This window comes from Longimonas halophila (assembly GCF_002554705.1).
In the GTDB taxonomy this organism is placed as follows: domain Bacteria; phylum Bacteroidota; class Rhodothermia; order Rhodothermales; family Salinibacteraceae; genus Longimonas; species Longimonas halophila.
Genome location: NZ_PDEP01000004.1, coordinates 110,375 through 132,288, shown reverse-complemented (window position 1 = coordinate 132,288; position 21,914 = coordinate 110,375). Strand labels below are relative to the sequence as shown.

Below are 21,914 nucleotides of genomic sequence, written 5' to 3'. Positions count from 1 at the left end.
ATCGAATAAGAAGCCATAGCGGAATCGTTGGTCGGCATCGTGAACGAGGAGGGTTAGCGCACAACCATCATCTGGCGCGCTGTTGATATTCCGCTGGTTTGCAGGCGGTAGAAGTACGGTCCACTGGCCACCGGCTGCCCGGCGTCGTTGCGTCCGTCCCATTGTACGGCATGCGGCCCGGCCTCGTGCTCACGGTCAACCAGCCGACGCACACGCTGCCCCAGCACGTTGTAGATCTCGATGCTTGCCGGACCCGACTCGGCCAACTGGTACTCAATCGTGGTTTCTGAACGCACCGGATTCGGGTAGTTCGCATCCAGTGCGGTTTCGAATGCCTGTAGCGGAATGCCCCCGCTTTCCTGCTCCGCAAACTCCGGTGTACCCACTACAATGCGGTAACGCCGGGCGGATTCGCCTGCAGGCAACGTGGTAGTGAAAGACTGCCCGGTCACCGCCACGCGTCGCTCGTTTTTCAGGTCGATGACGTAACGCTCAAAGCCTTCGGGAAGCACCCCGGTTTCATGCATCTGAACTCGCACCTCCCGGTCGTTCCGCAAGGCATTGCCCGTCTGCGCCGCTACTTCGACCTCCCAGGCATGGCCCTCGGTGGGCGTATCGATGTAGTATCCCGCATGACGCGTGCCGTTATGCACTACGGTGGTGCGCACAAACGATCCAACCGGTGGGGCAGCGGCAAACGTGCGGGGCGCACTGCTGGTGGACGAACGGAAGCCCAGGAAGGTTTGCGTGTGTTGCAGCGCATGTCCCTGCACGTAGGAGGTGAGCTGCGCTGAGTAAGAAGCCGCCTCTGGGTCCACCGACATGCCTGCTGTGGCTGCAGGTGTGTCTTGCCCAGAGGCGGCAACGGGTGGCACGGTAATTGAAACCGGCGTTGTGCTACTATTGAACACAAAATACCCCGTCCACGGGCGCAGTGTTGCCTGGTTGTACATGTACTCAGGCGGGCCCTCTGCACGAGTTGTGCGATAGGCGACCGGCGGTTCTACGCTGTCTGGGCGCTCAACCGCACTCCATTCTACCGCAAATCCGAACGGCGTACTAATCTGGTTCCAGCCCGGCTGAAGCGTCTGCGTGTACGCCTCCCCTGCACTTAACGACTGGCTACGAGGTACCTGAAACGGCGTGCCCGTCTTGGTAATGAGCCAGGCGGCCCGCCCACGCTCCAGGGGATCGGTGGCTGGAAATTCGTCGTAGCGCTCTTGCGCCGGATTCCACACGGCAAAGCGCCATGCGTCGGTATCGTATGCGCCATACGCATCGGTAAGCACATCGTCCAGTGTTGCTTCGCGGAGTGACACGGGAAGCGCAATCATCTGGTACTGCTCGGGGACAAAGGGCCCTTCGGCGGTGAGTGCGCCGGACTGCACCTGGACATGAAGCGGCGCCTGTGCTGACGCCGTTTCAGACGCGCGGGGTGCGGTTATGGCTCCTTCCTCATCCTGAAGCGCCACAAACAGGTCGATTCCGCTAAGAGTTACGGATGCAGCAGGAATCGTGGCGGTCCAGCGTCCGGACTCGGTTTCCGTAAGAGACAGCGACTGGTACGTGCTCGTGCCTGCGATGCGCGCTTCGAGACGCTGTGCCCCTTCGGGCACAAAGTTATCGGATACGCGGACATCGATATTAGCATCTGTGTTGAGCGTGGGTACTGCGGGCTCCACTTCCACATCGATCGCCTTGAACGAGAGCGCAAAGGATGCAACCGGGCGTCCTTCGGTGGTGATATCAAGCTGCCCGATACGCACGCCAATATCTTCCGGCGCAACGACGACCGTTACGGTTCCGCTCTCGCCAGGCGCAATCTCGTCATCGGGCTGTATGCCCGTCACGTTGAAGTCAGATGACGCAATCGTGGCCTGCACATCCGACCAGGGAATGCTGGTTTCGTTAGTAAATGTAAGGGCTTGAGACGCACTCGTATTTCCTACAATAGTTGGTGGCAAGCGAACTTCCACGGGCTCGGGCGGAGGCGGAGCATCAACGGCAAAGGTAATGACGGCTTCACTTTCCCCAACAGGGTTCGCAATGCGGTATGTAACTGATGCTTCGACAACTTCAGTAGGATTCTCCAGCGCTACGCCCCCATCGGCAACCACCGTCAGCGTACCACCTGCAAGCGGGGCGCTCTCACCGGGCGCGACCGCCGTGCCGTTCACTGTCAGTTCCGTGAGCGCTGCCTCCGGGCTACCCAGGTTGTCGTTGCCGAGCACACCGGGCGCTTCGGCTGTAAATGTATCGCCGATCTGCACCTCGTAGCTGTCATTCGAGGCCACTGGCGCGGTGCCGCTGACTGTGATCGTCGCGGTTGCTGTGCTTTGGCCTTCTGCATTCGCAATCGTGTAATCGAACGTCGCATCTCCGACTTGCGTGGGACTGTCGAGTGTGAGACTCCCATCGGCACCCACCGTCAGCGTACCACCTGCAAACGGAGCGCTCTCACCGGGCGCGACCGCCGTGCCGTTCACTGTGAGCGCCGTAAGCGCTGCTTCGGGGCTCCCCAGGTTGTCGTTGCCAAGCACGCCCGGCGCATCTGCTGTAAATGCATCGCCGACTTGCAGCTCGTAACTGTCATTCGAGGCCACCGGTGCGGTGCCGCTGACTGTAATCGTCGCTGTCGCTGTGCTCGCTCCTGCAGCGTTCTCGATGGTGTAGTCGAACGTCGCATCTCCGACCTGCGTCGGGCTGTCAAGCGTGAGGCTCCCATCGGCGTCTACCGTCAGTGTGCCACCTGCAAAACCGGCGCTCTCACCGGGCGCGATCGCGGTGCCGTTCACCGTTAGTTCTGTAAGCGCTGCCTCCGGGCTCCCCAGGTTGTCGTTGCCCAGCACGCCCGGCGCTTCGGCTGTAAATGTATCGCCGACCTGCATCTCGTAGCTGTCGTTCGAGGCCACCGGTGCGGTGCCGCTGACTGTGATTGTCGCGGTCGCTGTGCTCGCTCCTGCAGCGTTCTCGATGGTGTAGTCGAACGTCGCATCTCCGACCTGCGTCGGGCTGTCAAGCGTGAGGCTCCCATCGGCGTCTACCGTCAGTGTGCCGCCTGCGAGCGGAGCGCTTTCTCCTGGCGCGACTGCCGTGCCGTTCACCGTTAGTTCTGTAAGCGCTGCCTCCGGGCTGCCCAAGTTGTCGTTGCCGAGCACACCGGGCGCATCTGCTGTAAATGTATCGCCGATCTGCATCTCGTAGCTGTCGTTCGAGGCCACCGGTGCCGTCCCGCTGACTGTGATCGTCGCGGTTGCGGTGCTCGCTCCTGCAGCGTTCTCGACGGTGTACTCGAACGTCGCATCGCCGACCTGCGTGGGACTGTCGAGTGTGAGACTCCCATCGGCATCCACCGTCAGTGTGCCGCCTACGAGCGGGGCGCTCTCACCGGGGGTGACCGCCGTGCCGTTCACTGTCAGTTCCGTGAGCGCTGCTTCGGGGCTCCCCAGGTTGTCGTTGCCCAGCACGCCCGGCACATCTACACTCAGCGTTTCGTCGATACTGGTCGTGTAGTCGTCATTTGCCGCTACCGGCGCTTCGCCATCTACGGTAATTGTGACGGTGGCGGTGCTGGCATCGGCAGCGTTTTCTATGGTGTATGTGGCCGTGTACGTACCGGGCTCTGTGGGTCCGTCTATGACAAGAGACCCGTTGTCCGAAACCGTGAGCGTGCCTCCGGCAAGCGGTACGGGATCGTTGAAAGGCTGATCGCTCGAATTTGTACGCCAGTTCACGAGCACCGCCTCGGGCACCCCACGCTCGTCGTTGCCGAGCAGTCCGGGTGCTGCAACCGTTCGTGTTTCTCCGGCCAGCACGCTGTAGCTGTCATCAGCGGCCGTGGGGGCATCCGCGGTTACGTTGATCGTTACCTGGGCTTCCACCGAAACGATACCCAGCACATTCGCCACGGTATAGGTAAAGCTGTCGGTACCCACGAATCCGTCGTTGGGCGTGTAGGTGGCCTCGCTCTCCACGACCTCCACAGTTCCATTCGAGGGTTCTTCCGCGACCGTAAACGACCCAGTGTCGATGCCCACCCCCAGCCCATCCACCAGGCTGAGTAGGTCAGTCGTGATGGCGGTGTTTGCGGTCGTCTCAACGGTCTCGTCGTTCGCATCGGGGGGCGGCGCCTCTTCGGTCGTAAAGTTCACCCATGCGCCGAGCACAGATTCGCTACCGCTGCTGGCCTCAATGCGGTACTCGTAAGCGGTTTCGGGATCCAGCCCATCCACCGCTGCAGAAATGGCGGTATTGCTGGTGCCTGTGAGTGGGCTCTCATTGGCGGACGTAGTGAGTAGTGTGGTGCTGGCGCCTTGCTCGCGCACCGCGAACGTGTAGTCAATTGGGTCGGTGCTGTACGGATTCGCGGTGGCGTTGAGCACGGTGCTGTCGGGGCCGGTGGCCGTGGCGGATTCAGTGAGCGCCCGCGGTGTGGCTCCCCCTTCAAACGCACCCATGTCAACGGTGCTGGCCAGTTGCCGCGCAGTCGTACCGGTGCGATCAACAGGAAGCAGTTCGGTGACATCGTCATCGCCGTCGAGGTCGAGGGGGTCGGCGGGAAGCGCACTGTCGTCGCCTGCATCAATAACGGGCGCATTCCCTTGTGGGCGATGTGCCTCGGTGAGCTGTGGGTCGGCATCAAGAATGCCTGTACCGGGCCCGCTCCACCCGCCCTCTACCAGGCTGTTGTTGATGGTGAGGGCAGCTTCGGCGTCGGGCGTGGAGGTCTGTACCGGTGTGCTGCTACCCGCCAGAATGCTGTTGGCTATGGTAAGAGACGAAGGGCTTTCCGCTGTGATTCCGATGAGCGGTGCAGCGGCATCTTGGGCGCGCCATGTGCTCTGCACCATGTCGATGGTAAGACGGCCGCCGTTGTCTGCAACAAAAGCAGCGCCTTCGGCTTCCAGCGGCAGCTCCAGGGTTCCCTCTTGCGTGAGGCCATTTCCTGTTGCTACCACATTGGCCAGACGAAGCTGCATGCGTGTGGTGGCGCCACCGGCAACCGCTACGAGTCCGGCGCCCGTGCCGCCTGCCGTGTTATCCGCAAGTGTGATATTGCCCAGTGTGGCATCGAGCCGAAAGCCGTTGCGAGCTTGAAACGTAGCGCCCCCGCCAAACTCATCTGCGCTGTTGCCAACTACCGTCACGTTTGCAAACGTAGGCGTGGTGTCTTGTCCCTCTGCAACCACCGCCAGCCCGCCACTGCTTGGGGCACTGTTGTTCTCCAGCTGCACTGATTCGAACGTAGCGCTACAGTCCTGGCAGTACAGCCCGGCAGCGGCATCAAGCGTGCTCGCAACGGTGTTGTTGCGTAGGTGCACGCCCTCGATACGGGGCGCGCCCCCCTGAATGTAGAGCCCTGCGGCCCGGCTCTGTGGAATGGGTGTCTCCTCCACATACGGCATGGGCGTGCGGCCTGCGTCTTCGGCCCCTGGTATGGGGCCGGCGCCTGTGAGCCGCCCCTCGGCAATGGTGATACCCTGCACCGAAGCGGTGGCTGCGCCCGGCGCTGGCGGAAACATCTGCACCACCGTGCCGCTGTTGGTTTCGCCCCCCAGGGCCCCACTGAGCATCGTGTTGTTCGTAGCTGGATCCGGATTGCGCTGGGAGGCGCTGGTTTCGCCTCCGCTAAACCCACCTAACAGCCGCGTTCCCGAAGGAATGATAAACGAAAGCGCCGACGGGGGGATGAACTCCAGCCCCGGACCCTCATCGGGGGTATAGGTACCTTCGGCCACCCAAATGGATACGGGGAGTTCTGCCCCCAGGGCTCCGGCGTTGCGCACATTTCCCACAGCTTGCAGCGCGGCTTGCAGCGTGCGGTAGGAATTTGACCAGGTTTCGCCGCCCCGGTCATTTTCGGCAGATGCGTCAACCAAGAGCCGATCGTTGGTGGGACGTTCGGCTCCGCTGGGAAACTGTCCGCCTTCGTAGGCTCCCATATCGGTCTCTGGACCTTGCGTGCGGGGCGCCCCGGCAAGATCGGTCGTGTACAACGGATCGCCCCCGACAATCTCGTTAGGGATCTGGGACGTGCGGCCTCGGTCAATGGCGGGCGAGGCCCAGTTGAGGCGTACGCTGCCTGCTGTTGTAGGCGCCGTGCTGGCATCTACCGGTGTGTTGAAGAGCGGGGCACTGCCGATATTTGCCGTATTGTTGATGCCCACCACTGAATCGAATTCTGAGCCGCTAAAGACGTCCTCAACGAGCGTATGCGAGAGGCGTGCGCCAAGACTACCGTCAGGACGAAAGATCTCTGCTGCTGCGCCGGGGTCGGATGAGATGTTGCCTGCTGCAATGCTGTTGGCCAGGTCGAACGTAATCTCCCCGTCCATGTCGTAGTAGATGCCGCCGCCTTGCCCTCCAGTTCGGTTTCCGTGGATCGACATGTTTGCCCACTGCGCTGCTCCGAGTCCACCTGCAGGCACGTTTAGGTAGATGCCGCCACCGTTTCCTGTAGCCTGGTTGCCCGTGACTGCCATATTGCCCCACGCCAACTGGACGTTCTGGCCTGCAGCGGCTCGCACAAACACGCCGCCGCCATTGCTGCCCGCCTCGTTGCCACGGACGGTAACAGACCGCATCTGCAGCGCGATGGGAGCTTCGCCTGCATCCATGAACAGCCCGCCCCCCTCGTCGGTGGCCCGGTTGTTTTCGATGACAACGTTGTTTAATGCGGCATAGCACGTTCCTTCGCATGCAAGTCCGCCCCCCCGGCTGTTGGATACGCCGTTGCTCTGCCCACCCGAATCGGCGTTCCCGCCCCGAATGGTGAGGTCATTGATGCGCGTGGGTGGGTCTTCGTTCAGCAGTGTGCTCTGTGCTGCAATGACCGCAACGTGATAGCTATTGCCTGCGAGCGTACCGTTGCCATCAATGTCGCCGCTGAGCACCGTAGCCGTAGGGTCTACGGGCGTAGGACGCTCATCGAGTGTTGATTCGGTCCCCGTGAATCCGCCATAGATCGACACGCCCTGCGCCGCAATAAAAAACGCTTGGTTACGCTGCGCCGGAACGGTGGTTGGCGTGTAGGTGCCCTCTGCGACCCAGATCTGTGCGTTCGCCTCAGCGGCATCAAGCGCATTGCGCAGAGAGGCGTACGCTGTTTCCCACGAGGTGCCGATGTCTGGATTGCCCGGACCGGTTGTGGCGTCGGCCCGAACGAAGATGGGGTCGCCGTCTTCTTCCTGAGCATAGGCGGGCGTCGTCCCCAGAGTTGCCCCCAGCATCAGGCCTACTCCCAGCGCAATGCATAACATGCGCACCCACCCGTGCTGCACGCCTGCAGCAGCGCGGCAGCGAGCCCATCGGTGTGGAGCGGAGAGAAGCAAGGACATAAGCACAGCCCAGAGAGCAATTTAGAGCACGAGCGGCAGGATGGGTTATTGCGGCGAACGCGTAGGCGGCGCAGGTGGAGGCGGAAGCTCCGTATCTGGGATGCCGCCTACGTCTTCAACCGGGGTGCGGCGGCCCCCATCAATCAAGTCATTGATGCCAAAGTAGCCGCGTCCCATGTTATTCAGACGCTGCTGCAACAGCGCCGATGTGGCTGCTGCGGCGGGGGATAGAGCCGTCGAAAGCGCATTTTGCGGCGCACCTCCGGCGGCATGCAAGCGCTCGGCCCGGGCAGCCCGCCGGGCCGAGGCGCTGAACCCTGGGTCGATAGCCACCGCAGTGCGGTAGTGTTCAGCAGCGGCTTCGAAGCGGCCCCCGTCTTCATCCAACAGGCCTTTGCTGAAAGCCAGAAAGGCATCGAGGCTTTCGGTGGGCACCGGTGCAATGGCCGCGCGCTCCTCGCGGGTCAGCGACACGTCGAGGGCATCGAGCAGGGCCAGGGCCAGTTCTTTTTGGAGCGCAAACAGATCGGCGAGCGCCCCTGCCTGTGTGGGCACACGGGGCGCTGTCTCAGAGTTGAGTTCGACCACCGTCATGTCCATGCGAATGTCTTCAGCCTGCGTAACGCGATAGGATCCGCCCGCCAGGCGCCCGGCCCCCAGGAGCCGCCCCACGCGTGGCGCAGAGGCCGGATCCACATAGTCGGTTTGGCCAAACTCAAGCTCATTCAGGATGGCTTGCAGGCGCACGCGCTCCACCACGCGCAGATCGCTCACGTTGGCCAGGTCGGTGATGAGCATCTCGGCCAGACCGCGCCCAAGCGGTTCATATTGGGCCTCGGCGCCCCGGTAGTTGAGAGGCAGCACTGCCAGAACGCCTCGCGACAGGTCGTCTCCGGCCAGTTCGGTTTCGCGAGCAATCATCTCACGAATATCGGTACGGGCTTGCTCGCGTACGAGCCACTCGTACCGCCCCTCCATCAGGTCGCGATAGCGTGTGTCTTCGGGGACCGCGTCGTACTGCGAAAACAGCTCCAGCGCGGCATTCGTACGGCCCACGCTCTCCGTAGCCATACCCAGGTAGAACAGCGTTTTTGGGTCGTTTGGGAGATGTGAGTACGCGCGCTTCAGTGTGTCGTAGGCCCGATTCGGGCGTCGGGTTTGCAGATAGATCTGGCCGAGATCGCGCAGAGCCGCACCGTCAGCCGGGTCCGCCTCTAAGCGCGCCTGTAGCGTCTCGACCTCCTCTTCGTAGTCGGACGGGTCTTCGCTGAACGACGGTCCCGAGGCTGCACATCCTCCTACAACCAGCATCAGTGTAGCGGCGAGCACGGCGCCAAGAAGTTGCGATGCCACTGCGTGTACCGGTCTTCGCATAGGCCACCTCGGGCTTAGTTTGTGGAACGGGACGAGGCGTTGCCTTCAAGGTCACCACTCATAGCCAGCATCGGACGCAGGCTTTCGGCTTTCTGCTCAGCACGGACAAACGAAGCATCATGGTCAACCGCCTCCATAAACTTCCCAAATGCGGCACGGTAGTCGCCCTGCTCCATGTATTCGAGCCCGTCGGAGTAAGCCATCATGGCATCGAGCGAGTTGGTTTCTTCGCTGCCCAGCTGCGTTTCTTCGGCCTCCACATTTACCGCACGCGTGATGTCCTGGCTTAGCTCTTCGATGAGCGCAAAGAAGTTCTCCGCCTCTCCGGTCACCTCTTCGCCCAGCAGCACTTCCCCGGTTTCCACATTCACCACGCGGGCGCTGATGCGCATCTGATCGTTCAGCACGATGTAGCTCCCAAACACCACCGCGTTGGCGCCGAGCAGTTCGCCCGTGCGCACCGCTGTGGACTGGTCGACCACGTCGTCTTGGCGCTGCAGCTCCAGCTCGTCGAGGAGCCACTGAATGCGCTCACGCTCAATTACCTTCAGGTCAACCCCGTTGTTGATGTAGTTGATCATCATGGAGGGCAGCCCCTTGCTGAGTCCGTCGAAGCGCTCACGCTGGTCGACCGAGTTGTTGGTGAAGTCCATCACCGCCAGCGTTTGCAGCCCCGGGTCGCGCTGCTCAACCTGATAGCTGCCCTGTGCTTCCTGACGAGCTTCGTAGTAGAGTTCAATGAGCGGCGGCGGCTCAGCATCGGCATCCAGTTCTACGATGGGCGGCTCCAGGTCGATGAGCTCTGTCATTGCCTCGCGAGCCGCCTGCTCCTCATCTTTGGCAATGTAGGAGCGCCCCAGGTACCGGAATGCCTCAATGCGTGTGTCGGCGTCGTACTCGGCGGAGTGCGCAATCTCGGAAAAGAGTTCGATCGCGCGGTCGTACTCGGCAAAGATGTATTCATCTTTCGCCTCCGCAAGCGTGGCATCTTGGGCAGTTGCGGGTATGGCAGCAACGACCAGCATAACGAGGGCCAGCGCAGTGCCGGTCCATGGACTTGCCAGCGTGCGTCTTTGGCCCGCCCCCTGGACCTGTAAACATGCGTTTGATGCGTGTTGCATGGCGTATACCTCTCACCTTCAGAAACAGGTTGCAAATACGTACTGCCGCCACTTTGCAGATGCGACAGCAAAAAGTAACGAAACGTCTACCTCAATTACAACGACAACTACACATTAAACCCAGCTTATGTGTAGGATAAAGGGATGCAATGCATTTTCCTTTAGCGCAATTGACGCGCAAATGCGGCCACCTTGTGGCCTCGTTCAGGGCTATATATAGCCACGAACGCCCCGATCTACCGCCCCCCAATCAGTCGGTAAACGTGATGGCATACTCTACTGGCTCAAACGAAGGCTCGATGGTCAGCGTATAGGTGTATCCCGTAAAGCGCTCGCGCTCGTCGGTGCCGTTGCGAGTAATACGCACCGCTCCGCCACTTAGAATGCGATCTTGCCGATCAATGCGCACTTGTACTTCGTGTGTGCCCGGCCCCAAGTAGAGCGGCTCTTCGGTCGGCGTGGTGCGGTTGGTGCGCTCGCTATTGATCCATACGCTCCCCCACGGCTCGCTATTTACGCGCACCGGACGCTCAAAGTAGCATTGCAACTGCTCGCGCTCTCCCGCGCGAACAACAACGGTTGTGCGCACGCTTCCGTAGTCCGGGTGCGTGCACATCACCTGCTGTTGCCCGGCTGCCACCTCAAACGTACCTTGCCCCGACGCCGCCTCTCCACCGACCTCGATTTGGCCGGCAGGCTGCGCCTGCACCGCCAGCGTAGCCGTCCCAGGCGTAGCAGGCGAGGGGGCTTGGGGCGACGCATCCCGAGGCGGTGTGTTGCTGCGTGGCGTGGTGCCAGGGGGCAACGTATCGCCAGATGCAGCGGCCAGTGCAATAGACATCTGCACAGGCTCATCACGATCTTCAAGCGTTAGCGTCGTATCAACCGGTGCATAGCCGTCCTTTTCGATGCGGAGCACATGCTCGCCTGTCGGCACCTGAATAGCGCTGTCGAGCGGAGTCGTGCCCACTGCAGCATCATCAACAAATACGCGGGCGTCGGACGGGTCTGTCTCTACTGCAAGGCGCGTACGAGCGCGGGTCAGCGATACGTCGCTCAGGGTATGCGGGGTTGATGCTGCAAGCTGCAGCGTAGTATCAACCGGAACGTAGCCCGACTTAACAAGGCGCACCTGTACGGGCCCGGCGGCGCGCGTGTAGTCGCGCAGTGGCGTCACGCCGACCGAGTCGTCTTCAATGTAGACGGTGGCAGCTTCGGGCTCGGTGCGAATGGTAAGGGAGGCTGCGTCGCCTCCGCTTCCCCCCAGCGCCCACACGCCTCCAACCAGAGCAAGGAGGGCGACCGCCGCTGCGCCCCAGAGCCACCTCGGGCGCACGCTTCCATCAGCAGTGTCGGAATCGGGCCCCGTCGCCGCCTCGTGGTCGGGCGATGCAAGCACCGTTTCGCCCCCAACAGTTTCGCTACCAACGGCAGTGGCCGTTGCCGTTGTCTCTGCATCTGAAGACGAATCAGCCAGCACCGTTTCCCCATCGGGAGGCGTCTCCGACAGATCGTCCACGTCAATCGAAGGCGGCTCAGACGTGCCGGTGGGCGCTTGCGGCTGCGGGGCCCCTGCGGTATCCACCTCAGCCTCTTGCTCAAACGCCTCAACCACCGCCATCATGGCATCGGTGCTCTGGTAGCGGTCGCCCTGCTTCTGGGCGGTCGCCGTTGTGATGAGTTCCACCAGCGGCGCAGGCAGATCGGCGCGGTACTCGGCAGGCGATGGCAGCTTGCCCTCCACCACCTTGCGCATGATGTCGAAGTCTGTTTCGGTGTCGTTGAACGGGAGCGTGCCCACCAGCATCTGATAGGCCACCATGCCCAGCGCATAGATGTCGCTGGTATCATCGACGGCCTCAATGTCCGAAATCTGCTCGGGCGACATGTACTTGAGCGTGCCGCCCTGCCCCCCCTGGGTCATGGTCTTGCCCGTGTCCTGCGTCCTCATTTTGGCGATGCCAAAGTCCGTCACTTTTACCATGCTGTCTTGTGTCAGCATGATGTTCTGCGGCTTGATGTCGCGGTGAATCACGCCTGCTTTGTGGGCATCGCCAAATGCCTGCAGCATCTGCTTAAAAAGCGGAAGCGCCTCCTCAAGCGGCATAGGACCGCTTTCCAACCGGTCTTCGAGCGTACCGCCGTTTACATACTCCATCACAATGAGCAGCCCCAGGTCGGTGTCGCGCAGGGCATACACGCTCACAATGTGCGGACTGTCGATGCGGGCCAGCGCACGTGCTTCGGCCCGAAAGCGGTGCAGAAACATGTCGCGGTTGGCCTGCGACGGGTTGACACGCTTGATGGCTACCGGGCGCGAAAGCGCCACGTCTTCGGCTTTGTACACCACACCCATACCGCCACGCCCCAGCACGCTCTCAATGCGGTAGCCGTCAACAACTTGTCCAATGGCGTCGTCTTTCATAAAGGGGGGCGCTGCTCATCCAAAGGAATACAGAAGACACAATGGATGCATTATGCGGCCGAACGCCGGGTAGAAATCTCGTCTTTGTCAACGCCCCACGAATCGGCCATGCGTTCGAGATAGGCTTCGGTGAAGGCCGGGCGGTACAGCTCTTTTTCGAGTGCGCCCGGCGCCTCCTCGCGTAGCTGCTTCCACCGGTTGTACAGATCGCGAACAGCCCCCTGGCTGACTTGTCCGCCCCCGCTGAACATGCCAAAGAACCCGCCCTCGCCCGATGCATCAGTGAGCGACTCGGGGCTGAGCTTCTGGATGAGCTCCTGGCTTCCATGATCGACTGCTGCTTTGTATCCATTGAGCAGCGAGACTTCGTGCCACACCAGCGTATCGACCGCTTCTTTGAGATGCGACAGCCGCTCGTTCCGCTCGGAGGCTGAAATGCTGTCGTCGAGCAGATGCGCGCGGAGGTTGTCGAGGTTGGCCGTGCGCAGAAACGACTGCTTAGGCGGATGCACGACCGTGTTGCCACTGAACTCGCGCCAAAACTTACGGGGAATGCTCGTCATGCGCGCCACCGCTTCCACAAGCACACCAAGCACTTCGTCAACGTGGGCAGGCAGCGCATCGGAGGCCGCGGTCTCAGACGCCGCCGGGGTTGACGCCTCGGCTGTGTCCTCAGCTGTATCCTCGGCTGTAGCATCTTCATGGGCCGCGGTCGCACCCTCAGCAACACCGCTGCCTGCTGAAGAGCTGCTGCTCGACGCAGTGTGCACCTGCTGCGCAAACGCGCGCACCACGTCGTGCTCGCCCAGCTCGGTTCCTCGCGAGCGCTCACTCAGCACTTCATCGATCATGCGCTCAAGCTCGGCGTCGCGCATGTCGGCTGGAGCATAGGTGTAGGTTTCTGCCATGCCCTTCAGCGCCTGCTTCAGGTCGCGGGCGTGGCGCTCGAACGGATTCGACGGGGTATCGTCATCAGCCAACACCGTCTGCTCCGACGACGGCATGAACAGCGGCACAAACTCGATGCGGAAGCCACCCATGGTAAACACATCGCCGCTCTTCAGCGTGTGGGTTTCGTCTTCTTCCAGCTTGCGCCCATGCACAAACGTGTGGTTTTTGCTCCCCAGGTCGCGCAGTTTGTACTCGCCCTTCTCATGCACCACCTCTGCATGATGCTGGCTGATCTCCTGGTCGGGCAGCGTCAGATCATTCTCGCTGGCCCGCCCCAGTCGAATCCGCTCTTGCTCAAACAGATAATCGGCCGGGTCTTTGCCTTCATCGCCTTCGCGTTCAATTTGAAGTTTGATGGGCATGGGCGTTCGTCAATCGAATGGGTAGGTACGGCAAGCAGCCCTGCGCAGATGCGTGGGCCCAGGTATAAGGTACGCTCAAAGAAGGTGCCAGCCTCGTAACATGCAACGGCTGTACAAAGAAGATAACAAAGCATGCAGACCTTCGTGCCCTCTTCGCACGGCGCGGTGGCAATGGGATCGAATGCGTAGATGTGTTGCCCCGTGCCGTGCCCAATACCACGAAGAGCGGCTCTCGTTGTGGTTTTGTGCCGCGCTTTTGCAAGCGATGGGTTCAGAAGAACAAGCGCGAAAGGGCTTCGGCGGCGGCCAAATGGGGACTCCGGTCTCCCTGACCACGAAACCCCGCCCGGGGCAGGACTCGTTCGAGACGCTGTGTCTGTTTTTCTGTTTGCTTCCCTGCTTTACGCCCGTGGCTGTTTCTTCGTGGACTGGTGCTGCTCCGCGCCAGGTGTTACGTTCTGTATTCGGATACGATACGTTTCGCCTCGCCCAACAGCCCATTATCGAACGCACGGTGCGTGGCGATTCGACCCTGGTGGTGATGCCTACCGGCGGTGGTAAATCGCTCTGCTACCAGATTCCGGCGCTCATTCGCGAGGGCGTGGGCATCGTCATCTCGCCGCTGGTGGCGCTGATGCAAGACCAGGTAGCCGCCCTGCAGCAGGTGGGCGTGCGCGCAGCCTGCCTGCACGCCGGGCAGCCCCACGCCGAACGCCAGGCCCTGTGCCAGCGCCTCCGCCAAAACACGCTCGACCTGCTTTACGTGGCGCCCGAGCGCGTTACGACCGATTCGTTCGCGCACCTGCTCGACCACGCCCCCATCGCGCTCTTTGCGATCGACGAGGTGCACTGCATGTCGCAGTGGGGGCACGACTTCCGCCCCGACTACCTGACCCTGACCGACCTACGCACACGCTTTCCCGATGTCCCGCTCATCGGCGCCACCGCCACTGCCGACACCGACACTCAGGCCGACCTCCTGGAGCGCCTGCACTTAGACGATGACGCGCTGTTTGTAACCGGGTTCGACCGGCCCAACATCCAGTACACCGTTACGCGCAAATCGCGGCCCAAACGCCAGCTCAAGCAGTTCATCGAAACGCGACACGCCGGCGAGGCGGGCATTGTGTACTGCCGCACGCGCAAGAAGGTAGAAGGAACCGCCGAGTGGCTGGGCGAGCACGGCATCCGCGCGGTGCCCTACCATGCAGGGCTGTCGGATGCAATGCGCAGCGACCATCAGCAACGCTTTCTGCAAGACGACGGCCTCGTCGTGGTGGCTACGGTCGCCTTTGGCATGGGCATCGACAAGCCCGACGTGCGATTTGTGGCGCATCTCGACCCGCCGTCTACGCTCGAAGCCTACTATCAGGAAACGGGCCGCGCAGGCCGCGACGGGCGTCCGGCCGATGCCTGGATGACCTACCGCTACGGCGATATCGTGCGCCTCCACCAGTTCTTAGACCGCAGCGATGCCAACGATGCCCATACCTGGGCGCAGCGCCACAAGCTGAATGCGCTCTTTGGCTACTGCGAAACTACCGACTGCCGCCGCCAGGTGCTCTTGCGCTACTTTGGCGAAGAGGCGCCTGAGCCCTGCGGCAACTGCGACACCTGCCTGCATCCGGTCGACACGTGGGACGGCACAGTCGCTGCTCAGAAGGTGCTCTCGTGCATCGCGCGCACCGGACAACGCTTCGGCGCCGGGCACGTTACCGATGTCCTCCTGGGCCGCAACACCGAAAAGATACGCCGCCACGGCCACACCGAGCTCTCCACCTACGACATCGGCGACGAACTCAACAAGCAAGGCTGGAAGTCGGTCATCCGCCAGCTCGTAGCCGCACGCTTTCTGGAGGTCGACGTGAGCGGATACGGCGCGCTGAAGCTCACCTCAGCGTGCAAGCCCGTGCTTCAGGGGGAGGCCACCGTTGAGCTGCGGAAAGACACCAAGCGTACCGGATCTGAAGGCTCGTCATCAGGCAGCGCATCGTCTGCAGCCCCCGATCTGCCCGACACGCCGGAGGCCCGGTCGCTCTTCGAGGCGCTACGCCGCACACGCACCGAGCTTGCCAAGGCACAAGGCGTGCCGCCCTACGTCGTCTTCCCGGATCGCACCCTCATCGCCATGGTGCGCGAGCGGCCCGCCACCCGCGCCGACTTTGCGCGCCTGCACGGCGTGGGTGATGTCAAGCTCAAGCGCTACGCCGACGACTTCCTACCGGTGATTGCGGAGACGGGATAATTCAAGTTACCCCCTACCAAGGTGTCATTTTGAGCCGAGCGAAGTCGAAAAATCTCCTTGCTGCCGATTATGCCACACGGCCCGAGGACACGCCCGAACGGACAGCCGTGCCGAGCGCGTAAGGGTGCCGCTGAAATCCTTCCGACCAACCGCTGTCGGACGTCAGGATGACGCATGGTGGAGGGCAAGTGCCTGACTCATGAAGCGCCGACTCCTGTCGCCAGCTACCAGAAGAGTTCAGTGCGTCATGGAGGGTCAAACCGGCACCGAATTACCTACTCGGAATCAGGAGCTTCCGCCTGTCCTGGTCTGTGCTCCCACAGTCGCTGCCCCTGCACAACGGCTGCTGTCCACATAGAATACACGCCAGACTGTACAGCTTCTGCGCCGGTCTGGGCATACGTGCCCACTTGTGCCTGCGTCTCGGGCGGAATCCACTCGGCGTGCGTCTCCGTCACGACCTCTACGGCAGGAATCTCTTGCTGTGTTGTTTCAGGGAGCCATCCGGTCGCCGTCGTATATACAGCCGGAAAGTAGATAACGAATGCCCCCACCGCTACTGCAAATACGGTCCATTTCACGACGCGCTTGATGAAGCGCCCAACCGCACGGATCCCGCGCCATACGGCTGCGAAGAACGCATAGATGATGTTGTATATCCAGGCAAACGCATCCCGAATGCCCTGTCCGGTGCGCACCACGGCCTGGTTTGCAGCGCACCCAGCATACTGTATGCCATGTTGGATTCCACCTACCGTTTGTGCTGCTGCACTTTTCACGGATCCCCCAGCCTGCTTCATCCTGCCCCAAGCTCGCGTTCCGAGTCCTGGACCTTGTGGCTCTGGGTCGGGAAAGTACGATTGTTGATTTGGGAGCGATTCCTGCTGATTCAGCGGTTCATCCGGCTCCGAATTGGATGCTTGCTTCACGGACGACTCCGAGCTGGGCGTCGCCGGAGACGCTACCTCAGAAGAGGTGGGAGGCGAAGACGGCTCTGGTTCGGGCATTCGAAATGGTGCACGGGGCCGCGAGCGGTTGTACACGTTGACATGCACCCACACCGCCACCGCATGCGCATGGCGCAACTGACGCTTGGCATCACGCAGCGTGCCCTCGTTATCGTGTACAGCAGCATTTCCGGTGCGGCGTATCTTGTGCAGCGGATTCAAGATGGTGCGCGACAGCTCGTTGGTCGCTTCCAGCCGCTCCAATCGATCAAACTGTGTTAGCTCTGCCCAATGCGTAGGCACAGACTGCTCGCGAACGTATGTCTTGGTGCACTGCTCTGCAAACCCGCGAAGCCGCCCCAGGCACGCCACCGGATCGGTGTGCAAAAGGTCTTCCGCCGACGTGGCTATGTCATGCAGACCCGGGTCGGTATCGGCTAAGAAGTCGAAGTTGGATTCGGGCATAACGAAGTGCAGTCAGGTAGAGATGCGCACAGCTAACGGCATGTGCAGGTTTCCTTCCTCCTTTGTTGATCGCCGCCTTGTGGCAGAATGCGCGGTCCTGACATCCCCCATTTCCTCACGCTGTTCGGGCCTTTCCCCCTTCGCGAAGGGGGAAATGTCGCGCAGCGACAAAGGGGGATGCCCAACCCGAAAGGACTATCGAAAAACTTGCACACTGCGTCAGCTATGTTCATGATAATGAGGACGTCTCAAAGTTAAGCTGACCGGCTTCGTCAATCTCGTATCCGCTGTCCGAAGCTACCACGCAGGCCGGTATGGCGTGCGCCAATTCTGCCGGGGTTGCATCGCTGCTTGCGGGAACGGCTGGCTCAAGCGCCTCAAACGTCCCGTCGCGGCGCGGTACCGGAAGCAGAAACGATGTGCCTCGAATCTCTACCAGCCAAAACGTGGCCACCGCCCGGCGATCCTCAAACTGAAATGGAATGGCGGCCTCGGGCGTGTAGTAGATGGGCGAGACGGTCGCATCAGGATACGTGTCCTGCACCGCTCGCTCGAACATGTAGTAGCGCCCCACCATCACGCGCCCCTGCTGGCACCACGACTGGAACGCGTCACCGAGTTTCTGCTGGATCTCGGCATACGCTGCATCGGCATTCGCATCATCCGGTTCGCTCGGCTCCGCATCAGCAGAGGCGGCAGCGCGATCGGCTTCCAAGTCCTCGATCTTGGCACGGAGGTTCTCAATTTGTCCTTTGAGCTCTTCGTTTTCTGCTTCGGCCTGACGGAGCTGCTGGGCTTTCGCTTCGAGATCCTGCTTCTCGCTTCGTAGTTGCTCGACTGTCTCCTGTGCGTTCTTGAGCGTCTGCCTGTCTTTGCGCAATCGACGCTCCAGGTGGTCGCGGGCCTCCTCCAACTCGGCGACCTGTTCGTTGGTGGCATCGTGGTTGGATGATGCAGCGTCGGTTGCCTTAGCCTCTGCCTGGGCAGCTTCAAGGGCGTTCGTCGTTTCAGTTAGCTTGGACTCCAGGTCGCCGACAGTCGCTTCCAGTTGCTCGTTTTTGGTGCGCAGTTCCGCCACATACAGCGCCCCTATCGACTCGCGTCCTTCGTCCTCAACAGGTGCGTCGGACAGCCGCCGACGCAGGGCTTCCACGGTCTGCTCCAGCCACTCGTTTTCATCTTCAAGCTCCTCGATGTACTTGGCCGTCTCCTCATCATCGCGCGCTGGAGGCTCTTCTGATTGGGCGGATTGGAGCGCCTCGTTCTTTTCGGCGACTGTAGCCGACAACCGGTCCACTTCTTCGCTCAATTCCTCGTTCTCCGCGTTCAACTCCTCAACCTGCTGCTTCAGCGCTGATTCTGTTTCTTCTTCTGGTTTGCGCTTTTCTTTCAGGTTCTGAATGGTTTGGATTTTGTCATACAGCTTCTGGGACTTGCGCTCCAACTCCTGGTCTTTGCGTTGTAGCTTCTTTTTGAGCGATGCGATCGTTTCGTCTTTGGTATTGACCTTTGCACGCAGCACATTAATTTCTTTCTGCTGAGCGTTGATCTTTGCCTCAGACTTTTCGGAGCCCAGCACGCCGTCATCTGGCGACTCAGTCGTTTGGGGCGTCCCCCCGGCTCACTGGTTCGACTTGATACCGCCGCCCCCTTCTCTCTTTCACCTGTCCCTGCTTCTACAAGCTCTTGCCCCGATGTCTCTTCGGCAGGATTTGACCCGCTTGCCGCTGAAGACGCTGCTGCAACCCAAAACCGCTCACGCATACTTTTCTGACGACGCCGGTTTTTCTTCTGCTTCTTTTTCGCGAGTCCCCGCCCAACGATAAACACTACAACAAGCAGCAGCCCACCTACCAGTCCGTAGAACATCCAAGAGATGCCGCTTCCACCGCTTTCTTGTTCTGGAAAGAATGCAGCCATGGTCGCTCGATGCTCTTCCGGCACCGGTTGCATTGAAATGGTGCCATCCGTCACGGCCCCAAAGCCAGCCGCCCCGTCGTCTCCTACGCTCTCATATAGCACCGGCTCGCCCTCGGCGCTGGTCGTACGAACGAGTACGTAGACCGCGTTGCCGCTGTACGCGGTTCGATCGAACCGGTCCTCAATTGTCTCATCAGCAGTTAGAGCAGACGCCGTCGCATCGTCTCGGCTGAGTTCATCTCGACTGAGCGCTGTGCCCTCATCTGCCGGTCGGGGCCACACCCGTACTAATGCGTCCTCATTAAAGGAGGCCTCGCTGGACTGCAGCGTGAGCGGGATCGATTGGTTGTCCAGTACGCGCTCGAAAGTTTCCGCAGCCCAAGCGGTATCCTGTTCGCTTATAGGGCTCATTTTCATATTGCCTGAGACGATGATTTCCAGATCAGGCGGCGATGTTACATCGTTGCGTCCAATCTGTGTCTCGTAGAATCGGGGACCGGAAGCGCCTGCTGGTACGCGGGCCAAGACGTACGCCCGATGGCGAGAAGCGATGGGCACCCGGATCGATCGTGTCGCTCCACTGGCGTTCAGTCGGTCGTAGGTCTCGCTGAATGACGCGTCGGCCCGCTCCACCAGCACATCCCTCATTTCCTGAGGACTGCCCCATCCGCTCAGCATAACCGAGGACCCGCCCGCTTCGTCGTACACCAGCACCTCCGTTCCTTCCGGCAAGGCGCCTTCCTTTTCCAAGCCTCGGTGGTACTCCAGTGTAAGCGGCACGGCCTCTTGCGCGTGCACAGCAGCCGGAGCGGCCAGCATACATGCAAGCAGGAGCACGCATGTGCAGATGCCACAAAGCCGCAATGGGAGAGATAAACGCTGCATGTCAGGGACACGTGCGAGTTGAGAAGAGTTGCTCACTGGCGAGGCTGCGGGGAATGAACAGCAACCCGTCAGCTATTTGACAGCACAGCCCGCTCACGACCCGCCATTCTTCTGCAGGTAGTCGCGGGCTCTGTACACACTGCGCCGCGTCGCATCGAAGAGCGTTACCGGGCCCTTGTGACGCTTCATGCGCCGGGCCGCCTTGCGGAGGTCCTCTGCGCTTCCGGCCAGCGTCGTGGCGCTCTCATCGAGCGTGCTGGTGGTGCGACTTAGCTGGCGATCCAGCGTCTCAAGGAGACGCGACAGTTCCACGTTATTGGCAGACTCAAGGGCTTCCGCAACAGCCTGTAGTTGGTCTTGCATCGTCGTGCTCATCGCCACGATGCGGTCCATTTCCTCCTCAAGGATTTGCGCATGTCGCTCCTGCTGCTTCTCCAGAAACTGAAGCTCACGTTGCTGATGCGTCTGAATGGTCTCGGAGATATGGTCTTGCTGGTCGCTCACCAGCCCTCGAATGCGCTCCAACTCCTCGGTGTGCTGGCTCTGCTGACTTCGCAGAAGCTCATGCTCTTCTTCTTGCCGGGCCCGAATCGTATCGTGAAACTCTTCTTGCTGTCCTTCGAGCAGTCCTTCGATGCGCTGACGGTGCGCCTCGGCATCCTCCAGGCTGTCGCGGGCCACGTCGCGGAGTTGGGCCGTGGTGCGTTGCAGGTTGCGCTCCACATCCTTGAACGACGACGCAAGCGCATCACGGTCGGCCTGGCTCGCGTCAATCGCATCGCCCACCATAGCCATGTGCTCACGGATGGTGTGATTCAGATCGCGGTTCATCTCGCTGATCGGGTTGGCCAGCGTGTGCCCCGCGCCTTTAATGGCGTCGGCCACCTCCTCCACCTGATCCACAAACTTCTTGATGCTCAGCGCCATCTCATCCAGCTTCGCATACTGACGCTGAAACGACCCGAAGTCCTGCATCATCGTGTTGATCTCGCCACTCAGATCGGCGAGCGAATCTTTCATACCGGTTGTCAACCCTTCGACCGATGTGTTGAGTTCGGTGAGCAGCCCGCTGGTTTCTTCGATCAGATCGCCCATCGACAGGTTGGGCGCACGGATACGCTGGAGCTCCACCAGACCCGGCACCACGTTCGTCTGCATCGTCTCGTCCAGGTAGTCGATATGACGCTGACGCCACCGGTCCAGCAGCCCCGTTACAATCAGAAATGAGACCATGAGCACAAGCCCCCAAATCGTACTCAAGAACGCCCCGCCAATATTGGTCATGATGAGGCCCATCTGATCAAGAAAAGCCGTTGCTTCCATCGTATCAGTTCCCGCGGCTTCCCCAATGTCTTGGACCACCTCATTGAGCTTCCAGAGTGTACCCAGCAGCCCCATCAGCACGAAGATTCCCGCCATTGACCGTGCGCTCGATAGCCGCTCAATGTAGCCTCCGTATGCAGGCAGCTGTTCAATATCAAACGTGCGGTAGTCCCCATCTGGAAACCGCGTCTTGAGTTGCTGTACTGCCTGCGACACCATCGGACTCGAAAAGCTGCTCTCCAGCGTGCGCGAGCGCAGCGTGTCCGGCTCCTCGTTGTCGGATTCAGTAGATGCGTCTGCTTCCTCCGCGTCTTGCGCGTCCTCCGGTGCCTCAGCGTCTGCATCATCAGCGCTCGTTCCACCGCTGGTATGGCGTCGACGCTCTTTGGTCACTTCAATATCAATACGCCGCTTGAGCTCGTTCGTATCCTGTTTTACAGAGCCCGTAGCAACCCTGTAGATCAGCGGCGCAAAGTAAAACACCGCGTAGAGGATTAGATACCCAATGATGGGAACGAGATAGCCGTCAATGCCAAACATAGATTGGTCGGTTCTGGGG

Annotated in this window: 9 protein-coding genes; 1 reads left to right on the top strand and 8 read right to left on the bottom strand. The window is 60.9% G+C overall.

Annotated elements, in window-relative coordinates; all coding sequences use genetic code 11:
• Nucleotides 1–53: 53 nt before the first annotated feature.
• The 5 genes from CRI93_RS05740 to CRI93_RS05720 form a co-directional block, all read right to left on the bottom strand.
• Nucleotides 54–7,337 (bottom strand): Ig-like domain-containing protein, encoded by a 7,284-nt coding sequence (locus CRI93_RS05740; protein ID WP_098061668.1) that lies wholly within the window; start codon nt 7,335–7,337, stop codon nt 54–56.
• A gap of 45 nt (nt 7,338–7,382) precedes the next feature.
• Nucleotides 7,383–8,666, bottom strand: coding sequence for a CsgG/HfaB family protein (locus CRI93_RS05735; protein ID WP_176521722.1), 1,284 nt, complete (start codon nt 8,664–8,666; stop codon nt 7,383–7,385).
• A 59-nt stretch (nt 8,667–8,725) separates the two neighbouring features.
• Nucleotides 8,726–9,736, bottom strand: a complete 1,011-nt coding sequence (locus tag CRI93_RS05730) for a CsgG/HfaB family protein (protein WP_176521721.1) — start codon at nt 9,734–9,736, stop codon at nt 8,726–8,728.
• A 346-nt stretch (nt 9,737–10,082) separates the two neighbouring features.
• Nucleotides 10,083–12,257 (bottom strand): serine/threonine-protein kinase, encoded by a 2,175-nt coding sequence (locus tag CRI93_RS05725; protein WP_098061665.1) that lies wholly within the window; start codon nt 12,255–12,257, stop codon nt 10,083–10,085.
• 50 nt (nt 12,258–12,307) lie between these two features.
• Nucleotides 12,308–13,570: an FHA domain-containing protein gene (locus CRI93_RS05720; RefSeq protein WP_098061664.1), complete on the bottom strand. Its 1,263-nt coding sequence runs from the start codon at nt 13,568–13,570 to the stop codon at nt 12,308–12,310.
• 409 nt (nt 13,571–13,979) lie between these two features.
• On the opposite strand from CRI93_RS05720, the gene recQ reads away from it, so the two are divergent.
• On the top strand, nt 13,980–15,815 hold the full coding sequence (gene recQ, locus CRI93_RS05715) for a DNA helicase RecQ (RefSeq protein ID WP_245850353.1): 1,836 nt from the start codon (nt 13,980–13,982) through the stop codon (nt 15,813–15,815).
• Nucleotides 15,816–16,090: 275 nt separating this feature from the next.
• On the opposite strand, the gene CRI93_RS05710 is transcribed toward recQ, so the two are convergent.
• The 3 genes from CRI93_RS05710 to CRI93_RS05695 form a co-directional block, all read right to left on the bottom strand.
• The gene (locus tag CRI93_RS05710) at nt 16,091–17,227 is read right to left on the bottom strand and encodes a DUF4145 domain-containing protein (RefSeq protein ID WP_098061663.1); all 1,137 of its coding nucleotides are present in this window, start codon (nt 17,225–17,227) and stop codon (nt 16,091–16,093) included.
• A gap of 229 nt (nt 17,228–17,456) precedes the next feature.
• Nucleotides 17,457–18,806: a coiled-coil domain-containing protein gene (locus CRI93_RS05705; RefSeq protein WP_141491578.1), complete on the bottom strand. Its 1,350-nt coding sequence runs from the start codon at nt 18,804–18,806 to the stop codon at nt 17,457–17,459.
• 1,319 nt (nt 18,807–20,125) lie between these two features.
• Entirely contained in the window at nt 20,126–21,895 is a 1,770-nt protein-coding gene (locus tag CRI93_RS05695; protein ID WP_098061660.1) for a MotA/TolQ/ExbB proton channel family protein, read from the bottom strand.
• Nucleotides 21,896–21,914: the final 19 nt, after the last annotated feature.

Bases quoted from the DNA above. Each gene is read 5' to 3' on its own strand.
- CRI93_RS05740 (WP_098061668.1), bottom strand. From the start codon at position 7,337: ATGTCCTTGCTTCTCTCCGCTCCACACCGATGGGCTCGCTGCCGCGCT.
- CRI93_RS05730 (WP_176521721.1), bottom strand. From the start codon at position 9,736: ATGCTGGTCGTTGCTGCCATACCCGCAACTGCCCAAGATGCCACGCTT.
- CRI93_RS05725 (WP_098061665.1), bottom strand. From the start codon at position 12,257: ATGAAAGACGACGCCATTGGACAAGTTGTTGACGGCTACCGCATTGAG.
- CRI93_RS05720 (WP_098061664.1), bottom strand. From the start codon at position 13,570: ATGCCCATCAAACTTCAAATTGAACGCGAAGGCGATGAAGGCAAAGAC.
- CRI93_RS05710 (WP_098061663.1), bottom strand. From the start codon at position 17,227: ATGCCCGAATCCAACTTCGACTTCTTAGCCGATACCGACCCGGGTCTG.
- CRI93_RS05695 (WP_098061660.1), bottom strand. From the start codon at position 21,895: ATGTTTGGCATTGACGGCTATCTCGTTCCCATCATTGGGTATCTAATC.